The 19240-nt window shown below is 67.8% G+C and carries 18 protein-coding genes; 5 read left to right on the top strand and 13 right to left on the bottom strand.

Going from position 1 to position 19240, the window contains the following annotated elements; translation table 11 throughout:
- Positions 1–9 precede the first annotated feature (9 nt).
- From DWF00_RS25275 to tlpA, 4 genes are all read right to left on the bottom strand, one after another.
- Complete coding sequence (locus tag DWF00_RS25275) at positions 10–258, bottom strand: DUF1272 domain-containing protein (protein WP_114828420.1); 249 nt, start codon at positions 256–258, stop codon at positions 10–12.
- Between the two features lie 88 nt (positions 259–346).
- Positions 347–2077 carry a carbamoyltransferase family protein gene (locus tag DWF00_RS25270; RefSeq protein ID WP_114828421.1) on the bottom strand — a complete coding sequence of 577 codons (1731 nt, stop codon included), beginning with the start codon at positions 2075–2077 and terminating at the stop codon, positions 347–349.
- Positions 2078–2135: 58 nt separating this feature from the next.
- Positions 2136–3071 carry a hypothetical protein gene (locus tag DWF00_RS25265; protein ID WP_114828422.1) on the bottom strand — a complete coding sequence of 312 codons (936 nt, stop codon included), beginning with the start codon at positions 3069–3071 and terminating at the stop codon, positions 2136–2138.
- A gap of 334 nt (positions 3072–3405) precedes the next feature.
- Complete coding sequence (gene tlpA / locus DWF00_RS25260; RefSeq protein WP_245974300.1) at positions 3406–4032, bottom strand: thiol:disulfide interchange protein TlpA; 627 nt, start codon at positions 4030–4032, stop codon at positions 3406–3408.
- A gap of 28 nt (positions 4033–4060) precedes the next feature.
- Between tlpA and argH the strand changes: the two genes are divergently transcribed.
- The 4 genes from argH (at position 4061) to DWF00_RS25240 (ending at position 10227) form a co-directional block, all read left to right on the top strand.
- Positions 4061–5452 (top strand): argininosuccinate lyase, encoded by a 1392-nt coding sequence (gene argH / locus DWF00_RS25255; protein WP_114828424.1) that lies wholly within the window; start codon positions 4061–4063, stop codon positions 5450–5452.
- 168 nt (positions 5453–5620) lie between these two features.
- Positions 5621–5884 carry an LPS translocon maturation chaperone LptM gene (lptM, locus tag DWF00_RS25250; protein ID WP_114828425.1) on the top strand — a complete coding sequence of 88 codons (264 nt, stop codon included), beginning with the start codon at positions 5621–5623 and terminating at the stop codon, positions 5882–5884.
- Between the two features lie 57 nt (positions 5885–5941).
- Positions 5942–7231, top strand: a complete 1290-nt coding sequence (lysA, locus tag DWF00_RS25245) for a diaminopimelate decarboxylase (protein WP_114828426.1) — start codon at positions 5942–5944, stop codon at positions 7229–7231.
- A 290-nt stretch (positions 7232–7521) separates the two neighbouring features.
- A complete protein-coding gene (locus tag DWF00_RS25240; RefSeq protein ID WP_114828427.1) occupies positions 7522–10227 on the top strand; it encodes a TIGR02302 family protein in 2706 nt (901 codons plus the stop codon).
- 189 nt (positions 10228–10416) lie between these two features.
- Here the strand turns inward: DWF00_RS25240 and yddG are convergent, their stop codons facing one another.
- The 6 genes from yddG to DWF00_RS25210 all read right to left on the bottom strand — a co-directional run bounded on the left by yddG (position 10417) and on the right by DWF00_RS25210 (position 15911).
- Complete coding sequence (yddG, locus tag DWF00_RS25235) at positions 10417–11295, bottom strand: aromatic amino acid exporter YddG (RefSeq protein WP_114828486.1); 879 nt, start codon at positions 11293–11295, stop codon at positions 10417–10419.
- Between the two features lie 138 nt (positions 11296–11433).
- On the bottom strand, positions 11434–12864 hold the full coding sequence (locus DWF00_RS25230; protein ID WP_425453179.1) for a TRAP transporter large permease: 1431 nt from the start codon (positions 12862–12864) through the stop codon (positions 11434–11436).
- Positions 12861–13475, bottom strand: coding sequence for a TRAP transporter small permease subunit (locus DWF00_RS25225; protein ID WP_114828487.1), 615 nt, complete (start codon positions 13473–13475; stop codon positions 12861–12863). Before DWF00_RS25225 ends, DWF00_RS25230 begins: the two co-directional genes overlap by 4 nt.
- 272 nt (positions 13476–13747) lie before the next feature.
- Positions 13748–14470, bottom strand: a complete 723-nt coding sequence (gene phbB / locus DWF00_RS25220) for an acetoacetyl-CoA reductase (RefSeq protein ID WP_114828429.1) — start codon at positions 14468–14470, stop codon at positions 13748–13750.
- Positions 14471–14504: 34 nt separating this feature from the next.
- Entirely contained in the window at positions 14505–14720 is a 216-nt protein-coding gene (locus DWF00_RS25215; RefSeq protein WP_114828430.1) for a DUF1737 domain-containing protein, read from the bottom strand.
- A 12-nt stretch (positions 14721–14732) separates the two neighbouring features.
- Positions 14733–15911, bottom strand: coding sequence for an acetyl-CoA C-acetyltransferase (locus tag DWF00_RS25210; protein ID WP_114828431.1), 1179 nt, complete (start codon positions 15909–15911; stop codon positions 14733–14735).
- A gap of 289 nt (positions 15912–16200) precedes the next feature.
- Between DWF00_RS25210 and phaR the strand changes: the two genes are divergently transcribed.
- Positions 16201–16800, top strand: coding sequence for a polyhydroxyalkanoate synthesis repressor PhaR (gene phaR, locus DWF00_RS25205; protein WP_114828488.1), 600 nt, complete (start codon positions 16201–16203; stop codon positions 16798–16800).
- A 58-nt stretch (positions 16801–16858) separates the two neighbouring features.
- Here the strand turns inward: phaR and DWF00_RS25200 are convergent, their stop codons facing one another.
- From DWF00_RS25200 to DWF00_RS25190, 3 genes are all read right to left on the bottom strand, one after another.
- On the bottom strand, positions 16859–17149 hold the full coding sequence (locus DWF00_RS25200; protein WP_114828432.1) for a type II toxin-antitoxin system RelE/ParE family toxin: 291 nt from the start codon (positions 17147–17149) through the stop codon (positions 16859–16861).
- A complete protein-coding gene (locus DWF00_RS25195; protein WP_114828433.1) occupies positions 17142–17411 on the bottom strand; it encodes a type II toxin-antitoxin system ParD family antitoxin in 270 nt (89 codons plus the stop codon). The genes DWF00_RS25200 and DWF00_RS25195 overlap by 8 nt, the downstream gene beginning before the upstream one ends.
- A 61-nt stretch (positions 17412–17472) precedes the next feature.
- On the bottom strand, positions 17473–19161 hold the full coding sequence (locus tag DWF00_RS25190; RefSeq protein WP_114828434.1) for a bifunctional diguanylate cyclase/phosphodiesterase: 1689 nt from the start codon (positions 19159–19161) through the stop codon (positions 17473–17475).
- Positions 19162–19240: the final 79 nt, after the last annotated feature.

The raw sequence follows: 19240 nt of genomic DNA, 5'->3' as shown, positions 1-19240 counted from the left end.
GCTCGCCGCCTATGCCGCCCGACATTCGGGATGCGGCTTAAACACCCGCTCCGCCGAAGCCGGGTCCTTGGCCAGCATCTGCGCCGGCCTCACCGGCCGGCGCACCAGTTCGCCGCTGCAGTTCGGGCAGGCGCCCTTGAGGCGCGTCTCCGCGCAATCGGCGCAGAAGGTGCATTCATAGGTGCAGATGCGCGCCTCCGGGCTCTCCGGCGGCAGGTCGCGGTCGCAGCATTCGCAGTTCGGGCGCAGTTGCAGCATGGTCTCTCCCCTCGCGTCGGTTGAGAATGCGGGCGAATGCGCTGTTGTGCCAATGCTTGTTGCTGATGGTTTGGATTAGCCGGCGCGATCACTTCACCAGCAGCCAGTCCTCGACTACGAGGGCGTCGAGCCCGCTGGTGTAGAACATCAGGATCGCATCCTCCGTGCTGTGCAGGATCGGCTTGCCCATGATGTTGAACGAGGTGTTCAGGAGCACCGGCACGCCCGTCAGCGCGTGGAAGGCGGAGATCAGCGCGTGGTAGCGCGGGTTGCGCTCGGCGGTGACGCTTTGCAGGCGGCCGGTGCCGTCCTCATGCACCACGGCGGGAACGCGCGAGCGCATCGCCTCCTTCCAGACCAGGGTGCGCTCCATATAGGGCGCGTCCTGATAATCCTCGAACCAGTCCGGCCCGTGCTCGGCCAGGATCGAGGGCGCGAAGGGGCGGAAGGCCTCGCGGTACTTCACCTTGGCGTTGAGCTGGTCCTTGGCGTCGGCGGGGCGTGGATCGGCCAGGATCGAGCGGTTGCCGAGCGCGCGCGGGCCGAATTCGGCGCGGCCCTGGACCCAGCCGACGAGCTTGCCCTCGGCCAGGAGCTCGGCGGTCTTGAGCGCGATCTCGTTGGGCGCGAGCTTTTGCAGCCGCGGCTCCCAGGCCGTCATTCGCTCCAGCGGTTCGGTCGAGACCGAGGAGCCGAGATAGGGCGTCATCGGCCCCGGCGGGGCGCGCCAGCCGGGATTGGCCTCGGCATGGGCGAGCCAGGCGGCTCCGATGGCGTTGCCGTCATCCGCCGGGGCCGAGGGCACGTAGACGTGCTCGAAGCCGTGGCGGCCGACGATCTTGCCGTTGAACGAGGAATTGAGGGCGCAGCCGCCGGCGAGGACGAGGTTCCCGGATGGCACGAGCGCGGCGGTCTCAGCCAGCAGCGCCTCCATCATCTCGGCAAACACCTCCTGGCCGCAGCGGGCGAGGTCGGCCCAGCCCCGGTCGAGCGCATCGGTCGGACGGCGGGCGAGGATCTCGGCCGCGACGCGCTGGACCGTGGCCGTATCGGTGAAGCGCAGCCTGTGGCCCTCGATGCTGTAGAGCTGGCGCAGCAGGGCGAGCAGGTCCGGGTCGCTCCTGCCATAAGGGGCGAGCCCCATGATCTTCCATTCCTCGCCCTTGGTCTGGTCGAAGCCGGCGAGGTCGGTGACGAAGCCGAAATAGAAGCCGATCGATTCGCGGCCGCGATGACGCCTGACCTCGCTGATCTCGCCGTTGCGCAGCGCGAAGATGGCGGAGGCGCCGGTCTCGCCCATGCCGTCGACGATCAGGCAGGCGGCGTCGCGGAAAGGCGAGGACCAGCAGGCATAGGCGGCGTGGCTGAGATGGTGGCCGTAGCGCTTCAGCCCGGTGATCCGGGCCTGGCCGAAGGCGCGGTCGAGCCCGAGCATGGTGCCGAGGCCGGCGCGCTGCTGGGCGAGATGCAGCGAGGCGATGAAGGCGCGCTCGGCCCGCTCCGGCACGAGCGAGCGGTTGAACTCCGGCGAGAGCTTCAGCAGCGCCTCGAGCGTGAAGGAGCCGGCCCGGTCCATCTGGTCGAGGAAGCCGGTGAATTCCGCGCTCCAGCTCGTCGCGAGCGTGACCTGCGCTCCCTTCGGGATATAGCGCTTGAGCAGCCCTTCCATGCGCGGCCCGGCGTCAGGCTCGCAGTTCGGCGCGCGCTTGTATTGCAGGTAGCGCTCGGTCGCCTCGGCAAAGAGGATCGCGCCGTCCGGCCCGACGATCGCGATGGCCGGATCGTGGAAGGTGGTCGCGAGGCCTATCTTATAGGTCATGGCAGAGCAGGGTAGGCACGGCCGCGCCGATTGGGCAACCGGCGCGCTGGCCGTAGCTCTATTTGTTGTCGGCGAAGGCGACGCTGTCGACGATCGCCTTGATGGCCGGCTTCAGGCCGTCGAAGTTCTCCACGTCGGCGCTGACGATGACCTGCAGGTAGCGGCCGGCCTTGCCGATGGCTAAGTATTGCTCGAAGCGCTTGTCGATGCCCTTGTCCGAATAGGTGCCGGCGAGCAGGACGCCGTCGCTGCCGCCCATCCGGACCTTGTCGCGCGAGGCGATCGTCACCGAGGAGAAGCCCGGCAGCCGCTTCAGCAGCGTTTCCGCGGTCGCCTCGAGCTGATCCGTGCCGAGCGACGCGCCGGACAATTGGTAGGCGGCGATCAGCATCGGCTGGATGCCGGAGGGGTCGGCGTCGAGCGGGCCGACGGTCATCAGCACGCCGGAGCCGGCGATCGTGTCGATGATGCGGAAGGGCTCGGCCGGCGTGATCGCGAAGGGCAGGGCCTTGAGCTTGTCGGCCAGGCTCGGTTCGCCGCCCAGCGTGATCGAGGCGAGCATGGCCCGCACCGCCGCCGAATCAAGCTTTGCGTCCTCCGGCGATTGCACGGTGATCAGCACCGTCCTGGCGCCTTTGAGCAGCACGATCCACTTGTCGAAATTGGTCCCGCCCGCCATCTGCTTGCCGCTGAGCAGCGGCGCCTTCTGGCCGGCGATCTCGGCCTGCTCCAGCTTCTGGACGTCGACGCGCTGCGGCGCGAAGGCGAGCTTGGCGCCATCGAGAGTGGCGAGCTTGGGCGCGATCTGGTCATAGGCCACGGCTGGAAGCTCGGTCACCAGCATGGAGGCCTGCGTCGCCGGGTTGCTCAAACCGGCGAAGCCCGTCGCCGGCGCGAAGTCCTTGATCGGCACGAGCGAGACGGTGGTGCCGGCGATGGTGAGCTTGCCGCTCTGGGCGAAGGCGGCGGCCAGCGGGAAGGATAGAAGCGCCACAATTGCAATCAAAAGCGAAGTAATATTCCGCAAGGTAAGTTTGGAGACAGTCTGATTGAAATTCATCGCATTCACCCGCGTTCAATCATCGATCGATCGCCCTGTAACGGCGCCAAGCGTCATGACTATGACCATCCCTGAATTCGGGGCAACCCCAGGCGTTGCAGGCCGTTCGGCCGCCAAGCTCATGCCGTCACTGATAATATTGGCAAACTTCCCTCCGCCGCATCCCCACAGTTCCGCTGTGCGGCTTATTCCGGATGATACGGAAGCGGCTCGGCCAAATGACGGCGGTATCCGGCATGCGCTGCCAGCGCGGCAGAGAAATCGGTGTTCAGCGCCCGGCCGCAGCGCTCATGAACGCCAGCGCGTCCTGGCTGCTCCAGTCGGCGGCGCCGTGCAGGATGGCGAGCTGGCAGCCTTCCTTGCTGACCACCAGCGTCGTCGGCATGCCCTCGGCCTTGCCGACCGCCTTGAGGTCCTGGAAAATCTTCGCCTCCGGGTCGGCGTAGTAGGCGAGCGTCTCGATCTTCTTGCTCTTGAGCCAATGCTTCGGCTTGTCGAGGTCGCGCGTGTCGATGTTGACGGCGATGACCTCGAAATCCGGACCGCCGAGCTGGGCCTGCAATTTGTCGAGGGCCGGCATCTCGGCCTTGCAGGGCGCGCACCAGGTCGCCCAGAGGTTGACCAGCACCGTCTTGCCCTTGAAGTCGGCGAGCGTCATCGCCTTGCCGTCCGGGCCGGCGAAACCGAGATTCGGCAGAGGGCCGGGCCGCTCCGAGACCTGCGCCGCCGCGACCTCGCCACGGGCGAGCGGCTGCAATTTCTGCGCGATGGGCTCGGCGGCCGCGCATGCGGAATTGCCGGCAAAGCCCCAGCCGGAGTAGAAGGCGGCGGCACCGCCCACGGCCGCGACGAGCGCGAGGCCCAAAGCGGCGGATATTTTCTTAACCGGCGTCATCGGCGTCCAGACAACAGGAAAATCGGTCGTGAGCAATCGCATGTGGGGCGGGCGTTTCGCCACAGGGCCGGACGCCATCATGGAAGAGATCAACGCTTCCATCGATTTCGACCAGCGCTTGTGGCGGCAGGATATCCGGGGCTCGCTGGCGCATGCCGCCATGCTGGGCGAGACCGGCATCCTGACCCGAGAGGATGTGACCGCGATCCGCGACGGACTCAAGAGCGTGGAAGGCGAGATCGAGGCCGGCAGCTTCACGTTCTCGCGCGCGCTCGAGGACATCCACATGAATGTCGAGAGCCGCCTGAAGGACCTGATCGGCCCCGCCGCCGGCCGCCTGCACACGGCGCGCTCGCGCAACGACCAGGTCGCGACCGACATGCGACTGTGGGTGCGCGACACGCTCGACCAGCTCGACGGGCAGGTCGCCGACCTCCAGCTCGCGCTGGCCGAGAAGGCCGAGACCTATGCCGGCGCGGTGATGCCGGGCTTCACCCATCTGCAATCGGCGCAGCCGGTCACCTTCGGCCACCACATGCTGGCCTATGTCGAAATGCTGGCGCGCGATCGCAGCCGCCTGCGCGATGCGCGCGAGCGGCTGAACGAGTGCCCGCTCGGGGCCGCCGCGCTCGCCGGCACCTCCTTCCCGATCGACCGGCACATGACGGCCCAAGTGCTCGGCTTCGCCCGGCCGACGGCGAACTCGCTCGATTCGGTCTCGGACCGCGATTTCGTGCTGGAGACGCTGTCCGCCGCCTCGATCTGCGCCATGCACCTGTCGCGCCTGGCCGAGGAGATCGTGCTCTGGGCGACGCCCCAGTTCGGCTTCGTCAAGCTCTCCGACAAGTTCTCGACCGGCTCCTCGATCATGCCGCAGAAGCGCAATCCCGATGCGGCCGAGCTGGTGCGCGGCAAGACGGGCCGCGTCTTCGGGGCGCTGCAGGCGCTGCTGACCATGATGAAGGGCCTGCCGCTGACCTATTCGAAGGACATGCAGGAGGACAAGGAAGGCACCTTCGACGCCGTGCAGACGCTCTCGCTCTGCCTCGCCGCCATGGCCGGCATGGTGCGCGACATGGCGCCCGACCTGAAGGTGATGAAGAAGGCGGCGGGCATGGGCTACGCCATCGCGACCGATCTCGCCGACTGGCTGGTGCGCGTGCTGAAGATGCCGTTCCGCGATGCGCACCACGTCACCGGCCGGCTGGTCGGCATCGCCTCAGCCAAGGGCGTCGGGCTGGAGAAGCTCTCGCTCGCCGAGATGCAGGCGGTCGAGCCGAAGATCACGGACGCCGTCTTCGCCGTGCTCGGCGTCGAGCAGTCGGTGAAGAGCCGGGTCAGCTATGGCGGCACCGCCCCCGCCAATGTGAAGCGCCAGGCCAAGCGCTGGCTGAAGCAGCTCGCGAAGGAGCGGCAGTGACGATCCGCCGTCATGCCCGGGCTTGACCCGGGCATCTCCTGCAAGGGATTCTCGGGATCGCGCTTCGCTGCGCCCGAGAATGCCGGGCGCTCCGCCGCATTGCGGTCTCGCAACGCGGCATGTCATTCGCTACATTGCCGCTCACGTGTCGTCCGAGGATTCCCGTTCGTGCTGCATCCCCGCCTGAAATTCGGCCGCGCCATCCTGGTTGCCGGCCTGCTTGGCCTCGCGTTGACGGCTTGCGGCCGCAGGGGGCCGCTGGAGCCGCCGCCGAACGCCCCCAATGCGATCGACCTGCCGGACGACCAGATCGGCGCCGTTGAGAACCGCGTGCCGGAGGTGAGCGATTCCTCGCCGCTGGCGAAGGCCCCGAAGACCAACCGCGCCATCACGATCCCGAACAAGAGCTTCGTGCTCGATCCCCTGATGTGAATTCGGCGGAGCGTCAGCGATCTAACGCTGGCGAATCCCCAAGGTCTTGAGGGCCTGATGCACCATTTCGCCTACCGCGACGGCGCGCTCTTCGCCGAAGATGTGGACCTGCGCAGGATCGCGGCCGAGGTCGGCACGCCGGTCTACGTCTATTCCTCCGCCACGATCGAACGGCACTACCGCGTGTTCGAGGAGGCGATGCGGGCGATCAACCCGTCGCGCCCGCCGCATGTCTTCTACGCGATGAAGGCCAACGGCAATCTCGGCGTGCTGAAGACGCTGGCCGCGCTCGGCGCCGGCGCCGACACGGTCTCGGAAGGCGAGGTGCGCAAGGCGCTCGCGGCCGGCTTCCCGCCCGAAAAGATCGTCTTCTCCGGCGTCGGCAAGAGCGAGCAGGAACTTGCCTTCGCAGTCGAGGCCGGCATCTACCAGGTCAATATCGAGACCGAGGGCGAGCTCGACCTGCTTTCGCGCGTCGCGGCCAAGCTGGGCCGGCGTCAGGAGGCGGTGTTCCGCGTCAATCCCGATATCGGCGCCGGTGGCCACGCCAAGATCACCACCGGCTCGGCCGCCAACAAGTTCGGCGTCTCCTTCGAGGAGGCGAGCCGGCTCTATGCGCGCGCCGCCAACATGCCCGGCGTCCGGATGATGGGGCTCGCCGTCCATATCGGCAGCCAGATCCGCGAGACCGAGGCTTTCGAGGCGGCCTATGCCAAGATGGCCGGGCTGGTCGGCAGCCTGCGGGACGAGGGGCACCGGGTCGAGCGGCTCGACCTCGGCGGCGGGCTCGGCATTCCCTATGAGATCCCCAAGAGCTTCGACCACGGCCCGAGCCTGATCCAGGACTATGCCGCCATGGTCGGGCGCGTCACCAAGGGTCTCGACGTCGAGCTCGGCTTCGAGCCGGGGCGGCTGATCGTCGGCAATGCCGGCATCCTGATGACCAAGGTGCTGCACCTCAACCCGCGCCCGTCGAAGCAGTTCCTGGTGGTCGACGCGGCGATGAACGACCTCGTCAGGCCGGCGATGTACGAGGCCTATCACGAGATCTGGCCGGTGACGGAGGCTGCGGCCGACGCGAAGCAGGTTGCCTATGACGTGGTCGGGCCGATCTGCGAATCGGGCGACACCTTCACCACCGGGCGGGAACTGCCGGAGCTGAGGCCGGACGACCTGATCGCCTTCATGACCGCCGGCGCCTATGGAGCCAGCATGTCCTCGACCTATAACCAGCGGCTTCTGGTCGCCGAGGTGCTGGTGAAGGGCGCCGAATACGCGGTGACGCGCCCGCGCCAGACTTTTGAGGAGCTTCTCGGCACGGATCGTGCACCGCCCTGGTTGGCCTAGATTCGAACGTGATTCGGACCTTGGCGTAGGCTGGTCTAACCACAGCCCTCATCCTGAGGAGCCGCGTAGCGGCGTCTCGAAGAGATCCAGTGGTCTCTGGAGCATCCTTCGAGACGCGATCTGCGATCGCTCCTCAGGATGAGGGCTGAGGATGCGGTCGGGGCGGCGACAGTTCACGAAACGCGGAGCCGCTGTGGGTGACGCGCTTCGGCACTGGCCTTGCCACATTCACGTGTTAGCGTGTCGCTGGTTGAAGGGTTTCACGTGTTGGGGGCGGTTCGGAGCACGGCATGAATGAGGCGCAGCGCCGCACGGCGCTTGATCCCGTCGGGACCATCCGTCAGCGGCTTGCCCGGCTTGCGGCAGCCTCGCGCGCGTCGCTGGCCTGGGAGCGCCTCTGGCCCCGGCTCTGGCTGCCGGCTGCGGTCGTCCTGACCTTCCTCGCCGTGTCCTGGTTCGGGCTGTGGACGCATCTGCCCTGGCAGGTCCGCGCCATCGGCCTCGTCGTCTTCCTGGGCGCGCTCGCCGCGAGCCTCTGGCATGTCGCCATCACGCCTCTGCCGACGCGGCGCGACGCGCTGAACCGGCTCGACCAGTCGCTGGAGGGCGGTCATCGCCCGGCCTCGGCGCTGGAGGACAGCCTCGCGGTCGGCTCGAACGACCCGGTTTCGCAGGCTCTGTGGAAGCTGCATGTCGAGCGCCAGAGCGCGCGCATCGCCGGCCTGAAGGTCGCGCTGCCGCAGCCCTTGATGGCCGGGCGCGACCGCTTCGCCTTGCGCGCGGTGCCGCTGCTGGCCGCCGTCACCGCCTTCTTCGTCGCCGGGCACGAGGCGATTCCGCGCCTCACCGCCGCCTTCGACTGGCGCGGCCCTGCGGCTGCGGCGCCGGCGATCCGCATCGACGCCTGGATCGACCCGCCGGCCTATACCCGCCTGCCGCCGATCCTGATCGACTTCGCCAGGCTGCAAGGCTCGAATTTCAGCGCGCCGGAGAAGTCGACCGTGGTCGTCCGCATCGCCGGCCAGTCCGGCATGGACGTGACGACCACCGGCCGGCTCGACGTGTTGCCGCCGCCCGATGCCAAGGATGGGGCGAAGGACGGCGCCAAGCCGGCGGCCCAGCCCGCCACCGTGGCCGTGCTGGAAAAACGCTACATGCTCGCCGGCAACGGCACGCTCCGGATCACCGGCAGCGGCGCGCCGCATGCCACGCTCAACCTGACCGCAATCGCCGACCAGCCGCCGCAGATCAGCTTCGTCGAACCGCCCAAGGCGGTCAGCGGCGTGCAGGGCGGGCTCAGCCTGAGCTACCGCGCCAAGGACGATTACGGCATCGCCGCCGCCGAGGTCCTGGTCTCGCGCGCCGGGCCGCCCTCGACCGGGCGCTCGCTGGTCGAGCCGCCGAAGCAGTCGCTCACCGTGCCGTCCTCGCCCACGGGCGAGGAGGACCTGAAGAGCACGGTCGATTTCTCGGCCCACCCTTGGGCCGGCGCCAAGGTCAAGATGACCCTGCTGGCGCGCGACGAGGCCGGGCAGGAGGGCCGCAGCGAGGCGACGGAGGTCACGCTGCCGCAGCGCACCTTCACCAAGCCGCTGGCCAAGGCGCTGGTCGAGCAGCGGCGCAAGCTCGTCATGGACGTCGACACGCGCAAGCTGGTCCAGCTCGCCATGGACGCGCTGATGATCGAGCCCAACCGCTTCATGAAGGAGGCGGGCGTCTATCTCGGCATGCGCATGATCACCGAGGGCCTGCGCCGCGCCAACACCGACGACCAGCTGCGCGAAGTCGCCGACCAGATGTGGACGCTGGCGCTGCAGCTCGAGGATGGCGACCTTTCCGACGCCGAGCGCCAGCTGCGCGCGGCGCAGGAGCGCCTGCAGCAGGCGCTGGAGCGCGGCGCCTCCGAGGAGGAGATCCGCAAGCTCACCGAGGACATGCGCCGGGCGCTCGACAATTTCATGCGCGAATTCGCCCAGCAGATGCAGCGCCAGCAGCAGAACACCCAGCAGAACCAGGCGCAGCTGCCGGAGAATTTCCGCACGGTGACGCCGCGCGACCTGCAGAACATGCTGAACCGCATCGAGGAGCTCTCGAAGCGCGGCGACATGGCCGAGGCGCAGCGCCTGATGGAGGAGCTCAACAACCTGCTCAACAACCTCCAGATGGCGCGCCCCGGCCAGCAGGACCCGCGCCAGCGCGAGATGAACCAGGCGCTCGGCGATCTCGACAAGCTGACGCGCGAGCAGCAGGAGCTGCGCGACCAGACCTACCAGCAGGAGCAGCAGCGCCAGAACCGCACCCAGCGCGGCCAGCGCCCGGGCCAGCAGCAGGCCCGTCCCGGCCAGCGCCAGCAGGGGCAGCAGGGCCAACGCGGCCAGCGGGGTCAGCAGCAGCCGGGACAGCAGCAGCCCGGGCAGGATGGCGAGGAGGGCGAAGGCGAGGACGGCCAGAATGCCGAGCAGGGCCAGGGTCAGGGCCAGGGCCTGTCGCAGCGCCAGCAGGCCCTGCGCGAGCGGCTCGAGGAGCTGCAGCGGCGCATGCGCGGCATGGGCGCGCAGCAGCCGGGCGAGCTCGGCGAGGCCGAGGACGCGATGCGCGAGGCCGAGGGGCAGCTCGGCCAGGGCCAGGGCGAAGGCGCGCTCGACTCGCAGGGGCGGGCGCTCGACGCGCTGCGCCGCGGCGGCCAGAACCTGGCCCAGCAGATGCAGCCCGGCGGCGAGCCGGGCGAGGGCGAGGGCACCGACAACGCCTATGGCGAGCCTGACGGCCGGCAGCCCGGACGCCCCTCGGCGCAGCAGCGCACCCGCGAGGACCCGCTCGGCCGGCCGCAGCGCCAGCGCGACTTCGCCGATGGCCGCGTGCGCGTGCCGGGAGCCGACGAGAGCGCGACCCAGCGGGCGCGGCGCATCCTCGAAGAGCTGCGCCGCAGGCTCGGCGACCCGTCGCGGCCGATGGAGGAGCTGGACTATCTGGAGCGGCTGTTGCGGCGCAATTGACGGGCGGTCCTTTCCTTCTCCCCCTGCGGGAGAAGGTGGCGCGAAGCGCCGGACGAGGGGTCGCTCTGACCTATCCGATGAAAAGTTTCCATAGGCGTTGCAAGGCCATCGCCGCGTGACCCCTCATCCGTCAGCGCTGCGCGCTGCCACCTTCTCCCGCAGGGGGAGAAGGGAAGAAGGGGAGCCAACCTATGTCGATTGGCGCGATTTGAGCGCCGGCACCACGCCGCTCGCCACCAGCGCCCCGACCACGATCAGCATGCAGGAGGCGGCGAGCAGCCAGCTCGCCGCGGCGTAGCCCGTCAGCACGAGGACGAGCGTCGAGAGCACCGGCGCGGCGTAGGACGCGACGCCCAGGAAGGCGACGTCGCCGCGCTTCATGCCGATATCCCAGCAGACGAAGGCGAGGCCGATCGAGCCCAGCCCCAGGCCCAGCGCTCCGGCCCACTCGACTGCTGTCAGAGACCATTGCGTCGTCTCGAAGGCGAGATGGCAGGCGAAGGCTGCGATGGCGCAGCCGAGCATGGTGACGCTCAGGCTCTCGGAGGGAACCTCGGCGAAGCGGCGCGACGCCACCGAATAGCTCGCCCAGACGAAGGCGCCGAGCGCGGCCAGCACATGGCCGAGCGATATCCCGCCGCCGGCCGCGCCGAGGCTGCCTGAGATCAGCAGGGCGGTGGCGGCGAGGCCGATCAGCGCGCCGGTGAGATGGCGCAGCTTCAGGCCGCCGCCGGGCAGCAGCGCGGCGAAGAGGACGATCAGCAGCGGCCAGAGATAGTGGATCAGGTTGGCCTCGGCCGGCGGCGCGGTCTTGACCGCGGCGTAGTAGAGCGCCGTGTCGCCGAACGGCCCGTAGAGCCCGAGCGCGAAGGAGCCCAGCGTCGGCCTGATGCGGCGGAGTTCGCCGCGCGCGGCGGTGATCGCCAGGATCAGCAGCCCGCCGATGACGAAGGTCATGCCGACCAGCTGGAACGGCGGCACCCGGCCCGACATCGCGGTGAAGAGCGCGAGCGTCGACCAGAGCAGGATGGCGCAGAAGCCGATGAGGGTGGCGGTGCGGGAGGTCATGGGGAAGCGGTCAGCGTTGACAATGGTATTGCGGTGCACGCCCGGCCGCTTGGCCGGTTCGCGCAAACCCACCCCGCTCGCAATCGCACGCCGCTCGCAACTTGCCGGCCGTCGTGGCCAGCCCCGAGCTCCCGCTCGTTATTGTTGGCCCGGCACGGGCGGCAGGCCGAGCCCGCCGCTGAAATCCGGGATGTTGTTCAGGATGTCGTTGACCTTGGATGGGTCCATCGTAACAGGCGTATCGAGGAAATAGGTCACGATCTGCGGGAAGATGATCATCAGCGCCACCAGCATCAGCTGCAGCACGATCCAGGGGATCGAGCCCATGTAGATGTCGGAGGTCTTGATCTCCTTTGGCGCGATGCCACGCAGGTAGAACAGCGCGAAGCCGAAGGGCGGATGCATGAAGGCCGTCTGGATGTTGGCGCAGATCAGCAGGCCAAACCAGATCAGGTCGATGCCGAGCTTGGTCGCGACCGGCGCCAGCAGCGGGATGATGATGAAGGCGATCTCGAAGAAGTCGAGGAAGAAGGCGACGAAGAAGACGAAGATCATGGTGAAGGTCAGGAAGCCGACCTGCCCGCCCGGCATGTTCGCCAGCATGCCCTCGATCCAGTGGCCGCCGCCGACGCCCTGGAAGACGAGGCTGAAGACGCGCGCGCCGATCAGGATGAAGGTCACCATCGCCGTCAGGCGCATGGTCGAGGCCATGCCCTGGTAGCACAGCTTCCACGAGAGGGTGCGATACACCGCCGCCAGCAGCAGGGCGCCGACCGCGCCCATGGCGCCGGCCTCGGTCGGCGTGGCCAGGCCCATGAAGATCGTGCCGAGCACCAGGAAGATCAGCGCGGCGGAGGGCACGATGCCGCGCAGCGCCTTCCAGAGCAGCGGCCAGCCCCTGAGCGTCCTCGCTTCCAGCGGCAGCGCCGGCACCTGCTCGGGGCGGATGAAGCTGAGCAGCGCGACCCAGCCGCAGAACAGCGCGATCTGGACGATCGAGGGGCCGATCGCGCCCATGTACATGTCGCCGACCGACTTGCCCATGACGTCGGCGAGGACGATCAGGACGAGCGAGGGCGGGATGAGCTGGGTGATGGTGCCCGACGCCGCGATCACGCCCGTGGCGTGCCGCATGTCGTAGTTGTAGCGCATCATCACCGGCAGCGAGATCACGCCCATGGCGATGACCGAGGCCGCGACCGTGCCGGTGATGGCGCCGAGGATGGCGCCGACGAAGATCACCGCATAGGACAGGCCGCCGCGGATCGGGCCGAAGAGCTGGCCGATCGAATCCAGCAGGTCCTCCGCCAGCCCGCAGCGCTCCAGGATCGCGCCCATGAAGGTGAAGAACGGGATCGCGAGCAGGAGGTCGTTCGAGACGATCGAGAACAGCTGGAAGGTCAGGTTGCCGAGATAGTTCGGCGCGATGACGCCCATCTCGATGGCGATGAAGCCGAAGAACAGCCCGACGGCCGCCAGCGAGAAGGCGGCGGGGTAACCGATCAGCAGGAAGACGACCAGCCCGCCGAACATCAGCGGGCTGAGATTGTCGCGGAAACTGTCCATCATTGCAGCGGCTTTTCGTAAGCGTATTCGTGTTGATGGAAGCCACGGATCGCGGCCGCGCGCTTGATGATCTCGGAGAAGCCCTGCAGCCCCACGAGGCCGAAGCCGATCGGCAGGAGCAGGTAGACCGGCCAGCGGATCAGGCCGCCGGCATTGGTCGAGCGCTCTCCCAGCACCCAGGCCTGAACGAACCAGGGCCAGGTGAAGTAGATCAGGATGATGCACATCGGCATCAGGAAGACGATGCCGCCGAGGAAGTCGACCCAGTGGCGGGTGCGGTCAGTGTACATGCCATAGAGCAGGTCGACGCGGACATGCTCGTTGACCCGCAGCGTATAGGCCGCGCCGAACAGGACCATGCCGGCGAACATGTACCATTGGCCTTCCAGGAAGGCGTTGGCGTAGAGGCCGTAGGCCTCGATCGCCGGCATCAGCCAGGCCAGCAGCGGGTGAAACGAGGTCAGGCTCTGGTCGGCCAGGACGTTCCGGATGGGCGTCAGCGTGTAGCGCACGATGGCGTTGCCGGCGCTCAACAGGCAGCAGAGCAGAACCAGCCAATTGGCGACGACGCCAAGCGCGCTGCCTACCGTGTCGATCGGTCCCGTCAGTACCATCAGTTGCCGGCAGAAGAAGAACACCACGAGCCCGAGCGCGACCATCGCGCCCAGCACGCCGGCAGCAAGAGCAAGTTGGTCCAAACCGTCCTCCGGGGCGAATAGTGCCTGCACCCAGACGGGAGCACGTTGCCGGCTCTTAAGCACGGGGCGGGTGAGAAAACAATTCGGACATTCGATTTAGTCCGGATCGCCCATCCAATGTCGGCTTTCTACCCTAAGCCGACCTTGCACGCGGCTGCGGACGCTTCCGCCGGCAGCCGCGTCGCAACTCACGCCATGTATTGGCCGCCATTCACCGTGAACGTCGCGCCGGTGGCGAAGGCGCCGTTGTCGGAGGCGAGGAAGACGACCATCTGGGCGATTTCCTCGGGCTTGCCGAGCCGGCCCATCGGGATGCCGGCGACGACGCGCTTCAGCGCCTCCTCGGGCATGGCCGCGACCATGTCGGTGCCGATATAACCGGGCGTGATCGCGTTGACGGTGATGCCCTTGTTGGCGTTCTCCTGGGCCAGCGCCTTGACGAAGCCGATATCGCCGGCCTTGGCGGCGGAGTAGTTGACCTGGCCCATCTGGCCCTTCTGGCCGTTGATCGAGGAGATCACGATGATGCGGCCGAAGGAGCGGGCGCGCATGCCCTCGATCACCGGGCGGGTCATATTGAAGAGCGAATCGAGGTTGGTGCGGATGACGGCGGACCACTGATCCTTGCTCATCTTGTGGAAGAAGCCATCCTTGGTGATGCCGGCATTGTTGACCAGGATCTCGACCGGGCCGTTCTCGGCCTCGACCTGCGCGATGCCGGCGGCGCAGGCGTCAAAGTCGCCGACGTCCCATTTATAGACCGGGATGCCGGTCTCGGCCTTGAACTTGGCAGCCGCCTCGTCATTGCCGGCATAGCTCGCCGCGACTTTGTAGCCGGCCTCCTGAAGGGCCTTGCAGATCGCCGCGCCGATGCCGCGCGTTCCCCCCGTCACCAAAGCGACCTTGGTCATGTCGTCGTCTCCCCTCGTGTTGCTTTTTTCTGGACTATTGTTCTGACAGTTTCAGGTCGGGCGAGTAGGTCACCTCCACATCCTTGATGACAGCCTGGCCGCAGATCACCCGGCCGGTCTTCTCGTCATAGGTCAGGGTCGGGTGCCCGTAGAGCACCCAGCCCTTGCTCAAGGCCTCCGAGACCCGATGACAGAAGGCGGCGTCATCGGGCCCGGTCAGGTAGCGGTAGAGGGTATTCTGCTTCGGCATGGCGTTTTGCGCTCAGCGCTCCAGGGTCATGGCGACGCCCATGCCGCCGCCGATGCAGAGCGTGGCGAGGCCCTTCTTGGCGTCGCGCTTGGCCATCTCGTGCAGCAGCGTCACCAGCACGCGGGCGCCCGACGCGCCGATCGGGTGGCCGATCGCGATCGCGCCGCCATTGACGTTGACGATGTCGGGGTTCCAGCCGAGGTCCTTGTTCACGGCGAGCGCCTGCGCGGCGAAGGCCTCGTTGGCCTCGACGAGGTCGAGGTCGGCGATCTTCCAGCCGGCCTTCTCCAGCGCCTTGCGCGTCGCCGGGATCGGGCCCGAGCCCATGATCGCCGGATCGACACCGGCCGTCGCCCAGGAGGCGATGCGGGCGAGCGGGGTCAGGCCGCGCTTGGCGGCTTCCTTGGCGGTCATCAGCACGAGCGCGGCGGCGCCGTCATTGATGCCGGACGCGTTGCCGGCGGTGACGGTGCCCTCCTTCGAGAAGGCGGGGCGCAGCTTGGCCATGGCCTCGAGCGTCGCGCCGTGGCGCGGATACTCGTCGGCGTCGACGGTGATGTCGCCCTTGCGGGTCGAGATGGTGAAGGGGACGATCTCGTCCTTGAACTTGCCGGCCTTCTGCGCGGCTTCGGCCTTGTTCTGCGAGCCGACGGCGAAGCGGTCCTGCTCCTCGCGGCTGATCTGCCACTTGGTCGCGACGTTCTCGGCGGTGGTGCCCATGTGGTAGCCGTGGAAGGCGTCCCAGAGCCCGTCCTTGATCATCGTGTCGATGAACTTGGTGTCGCCCATCTTGGTGCCGTTGCGCAGGTGCGCGGCGTGCTGCGCCATCGACATCGATTCCTGGCCGCCGGCGACGATGATGTCAGCATCGCCATTGACGATCTGCTGCATGCCGATGGCGACGGTGCGCAGGCCGGAGCCGCAGAGCTGGTTGAGGCCCCAGGCGGTCGCCTCCTGCGGGATGCCGGCGTTGATCGCGGCCTGGCGGGCCGGGTTCTGGCCCTGGCCGGCGGTCAGGATCTGGCCGAGGATGACCTCGTCGACCTCGGCGCCCTCGACCTTGGCGCGGCTGAGCGCCTCCTTGATGGCGGCGGTGCCGAGGTCATGGGCCGGGGTGTTGGCGAAGGCGCCGTTGAAGGCGCCAACCGCGGTGCGCGCGGCGCCGACGATCACGATGTCAGTCTCGGCCATGGGAGGATTCCTCGCTGTTGTCTCGTCGGTCCTGCGGATCGACCGGGTTTCTGTCCGCACCTTCGAAGCCCGCCGCCGCCGCGTCAAGCTGTCGAAAGGGCACGGGGGGCGGCAAAGCGTCCAGGCGGCGCGCGCCGGGGGTGGCGGCCATGTTCAGCGTCGGTTCAGACTCGACTTTATGCTGTTATTTAAAAAACTTGCAGCAAGCTGCTGACAGGCTATCGTCTCCGCGGGAGGATCGTTCCGTCCGGTCTCAAGGTCAGGCGCGAACCAACAAATGTGGGACATGATGGCCAGCGAAAAAGAACCGACCGTCATCAAGAAATATGCCAATCGCAGGCTCTACCACACCGGGACAAGCTCCTACGTCACGTTGGAGGATCTTGCCGGCTTGGTGCGTGGCGGCGAGGATTTCGTCGTCTATGACGCAAAGACGGGCGAGGACATCACGCGCTCCGTGCTGGCCCAGATCATCTTCGACGAGGAGAGCAAGGACGGGCAGAACCTGCTGCCGATCACCTTCCTGCGCCAACTGATCCGCTTCTATGGCGACAGCATGCAGGCGCTGGTGCCGCGCTACCTCGAATTCTCGATGGACAATCTGACGAAGGACCAGGGGCAGTTCCGCGAGCAGATGGGCAAGGCCTTCCCGGGCGGCGCCTTCGGCGGCGGGGCGCTGGATGCGATCCAGGCGCAGACGCGCGCCAACATGGCGATCTTCACCGAGGCCTTCCGGCTGTTCAACCCCTTCGCCGCAGCGGCTGCCGCCAAGGCGAAGGCCGAGTCGGAAGCGGCTCCGGCGGCGGCCAAGGGCGACGAGCTCGGCGACCTCAAGCGCGAGCTTTCGGAAATGCGCGACCGGCTGGACAAGCTCGCCAAGGCGAAGTGAGCCGATAATCTCATGCCCGGGCCTGGCCCGGGCATCTTCAGTTGCGGTTCGGCGTTGCCTATAGCTCGAGGCGCTCCACGCCGGCCTTGTGCACGATGGCAAGTATCAGGGCGCCCGAACCGGCTTCTTCATAAAAGATGACGTGCGCGCCATGCTCGTGCCGCCTCACGCCGGGCGCGATCCTGTCGGCTTCGCGGCCCATGCGCGGGTTCTCGCCGAGCAGGGTGAAGACGTGGTGCATGTCGGCTAGATAGCGCGCTGCTTGCAAGCGGCCGAACCGTTCGATGCCGAAGAGGTAGATGTCGAGAAGGTCGTCGTCCGCTCGCGCTGTCGTGCTGAAGCTACTCACGGAAGATGCCGCGAGCCTTGGCGATCTGGTCGCCCTCGGCGAGAATCTCGTTGAGCGGCCGGTTGCCAATACCGCTCTTGCGGGATTCATCGACGATCCGGCGGAGGTCGTCCAGCGTCAGCTCCGATTTGGAACGGCGCTCGCGGTCGCGCCGGATGAGGTCGCGGACGTAGTCACTCGTGCTCGCGAATTCACCCTGCGCGATCTGGGCTTCGACCCAATCCTTCATCGCCACGGGCAGGGAAATGGTCATGGTCGCCATCGGGCACCTCCATGATCATTCTACCAGATAAGATAAAATCACAAATATGCTTATTGCAGCTTCACCCCGCCGCACGCAGCGACCCTGCCGCTTCCGGCTGCCACAGCTCGGCCTTGCCGACGAGGTGGCCCTGCAGATAGGTCACGCCCCAGTCGGTCAGCATGTTCGCCTGGAGGTCGTCGTCGACCCATTCGGCGACAGTGTCGACCATGAGATGGCGGGCGAGGTCGATCAGGGTGCGCACGTAGAAGCGGTCGTCGGTCGAGCGGCGCAGGTTCTGGGTGAAGGCGCCGTCGAGCTTGAGGATGTCGATCGGGAAGGCGCGCAGGTGCCGGAGCGAGGTGTGGCCGGCGCCGAAATCGTCGATGGCGATGCGCGCCCCCTGGTCCTTGATCCGCCCGAGCAGGCGGGCCATGCGCGGCGGGTCCTCGATCGTCGCCGTCTCCGTGACCTCGACGATCAGGCGCTCGGCGACGCTTCTGGCGCCGTTCGTCGCCGCCAGGAAGGCGTCGAGCCATTCCGGATCGTTCAGCGAGCGCGGCGAGACGTTGATCGACAGCGTCATGGCGGCGTCCTTCGCCAGCATATCGACGGCCAGCTCGAGCACGCGATGGTCGAACAGGCGCACCAGTCCGCGCCGCTCAAGCAGCGGGATCAGTTCAGCCGGGGCGAAATGGAGCCCGCTCTCGCCGCGGCCGACCCGCAGCAATGATTCGTGAAAGGCGACCTCGCGCGACTTCGCCCGCACGATCGGCTGCAGCGCCAGCGTGACGCGGCGCTCGTTCAGGGCCGCGACCGCCTGGATGTCGAAGCCGGGCGCCTCGATACCCGGCTCGCGGGCCGTGCGCTGCTTGGCGATCACCGCCGAATCGACCGCGCCGGAGCGGGCGAAGGTGAGGGCGTTCTCGGCCGCGGCGACCAGGATGCCGGCGTGGCGCGAAAGGTCGGGCGCGATCGCGGCGCCGACGCGCAGGCGCGTGAGCGCGATGCCGCGCGCCGTCTCGATGGCCGATTGCGCGACGGCCTTGATGAAGCGCCGGGCGGCGGGCTCGACCTGGTTCGCGGGGCAGCCGCTCAGCAGGATGGCGAAGCGGTTGCTGGAATAGCGCACGAGATGGTCGCGCCGGCGCAGCACCGAGCGCAGCCGCTCCTGCACGACGGCGATGATCTCGTCGGTGGCCTCATGGCCGAAATCGTCGTTGAGCCGGGCGAGCTCGTCGATCGCCGCGACCAGCAGGACGACGGGGCGCTCGGCCGGAAGATGCTCGCCCAGCGCCGCCTCGACGCGCTCGATCAGCGCCGAGCGGTCGCAATTGTCGCGGCTCGGCTGGCCGAGCTCCTCGGGCCTGACCGCGCGCTCGAGCCGCAGCACGCCGCGGGCGCTGGCCGGACGGCCGTCGATGCCGGCGAACCAGCGCCCGGCGTCCTCGATCCACATGGTGCGGTTGGGGAAGGCCGCGGCATAGCGGGTGCGATAGACCACGCCCTCGCCATCGTCGTGACCGCCGGAGGAGAAGATCGCGTCATAGCGGCTGCGGCCGCTGCCGGGCTCGACCAGGCCGGCGAAGGCGAGGCCGCGGCCCATCACCGTCTCGGAGAGCGCTCCGAGCACGTCCTGCGCATTGGGGCCCCATTTCAGCGCGTCGCTGGCGATGTCCCAGCTATAGGCCACTTCGCCGATCGAGGAGAGCAGGCTGCGCGGATCGGCCAGGGCCTCGTCGCGGGGGCTGAGTATCGACGGCGCGGGCATCGTTCTGAGGCCTCAATGGCGCTGGTTGCGCAGAGCCCTTCGGCTCCGTGCCGTCCTGGCCGGACAAGGTTGGGGACAT

The sequence above is a fragment of the Allobosea caraganae genome (assembly GCF_003351345.1).
Classification (GTDB): Bacteria; Pseudomonadota; Alphaproteobacteria; order Rhizobiales; family Beijerinckiaceae; genus Allobosea; species Allobosea caraganae.
The sequence above is the reverse complement of the archived record's forward strand: the minus strand, read 5'-3'. Positions and strand labels throughout refer to the sequence as shown.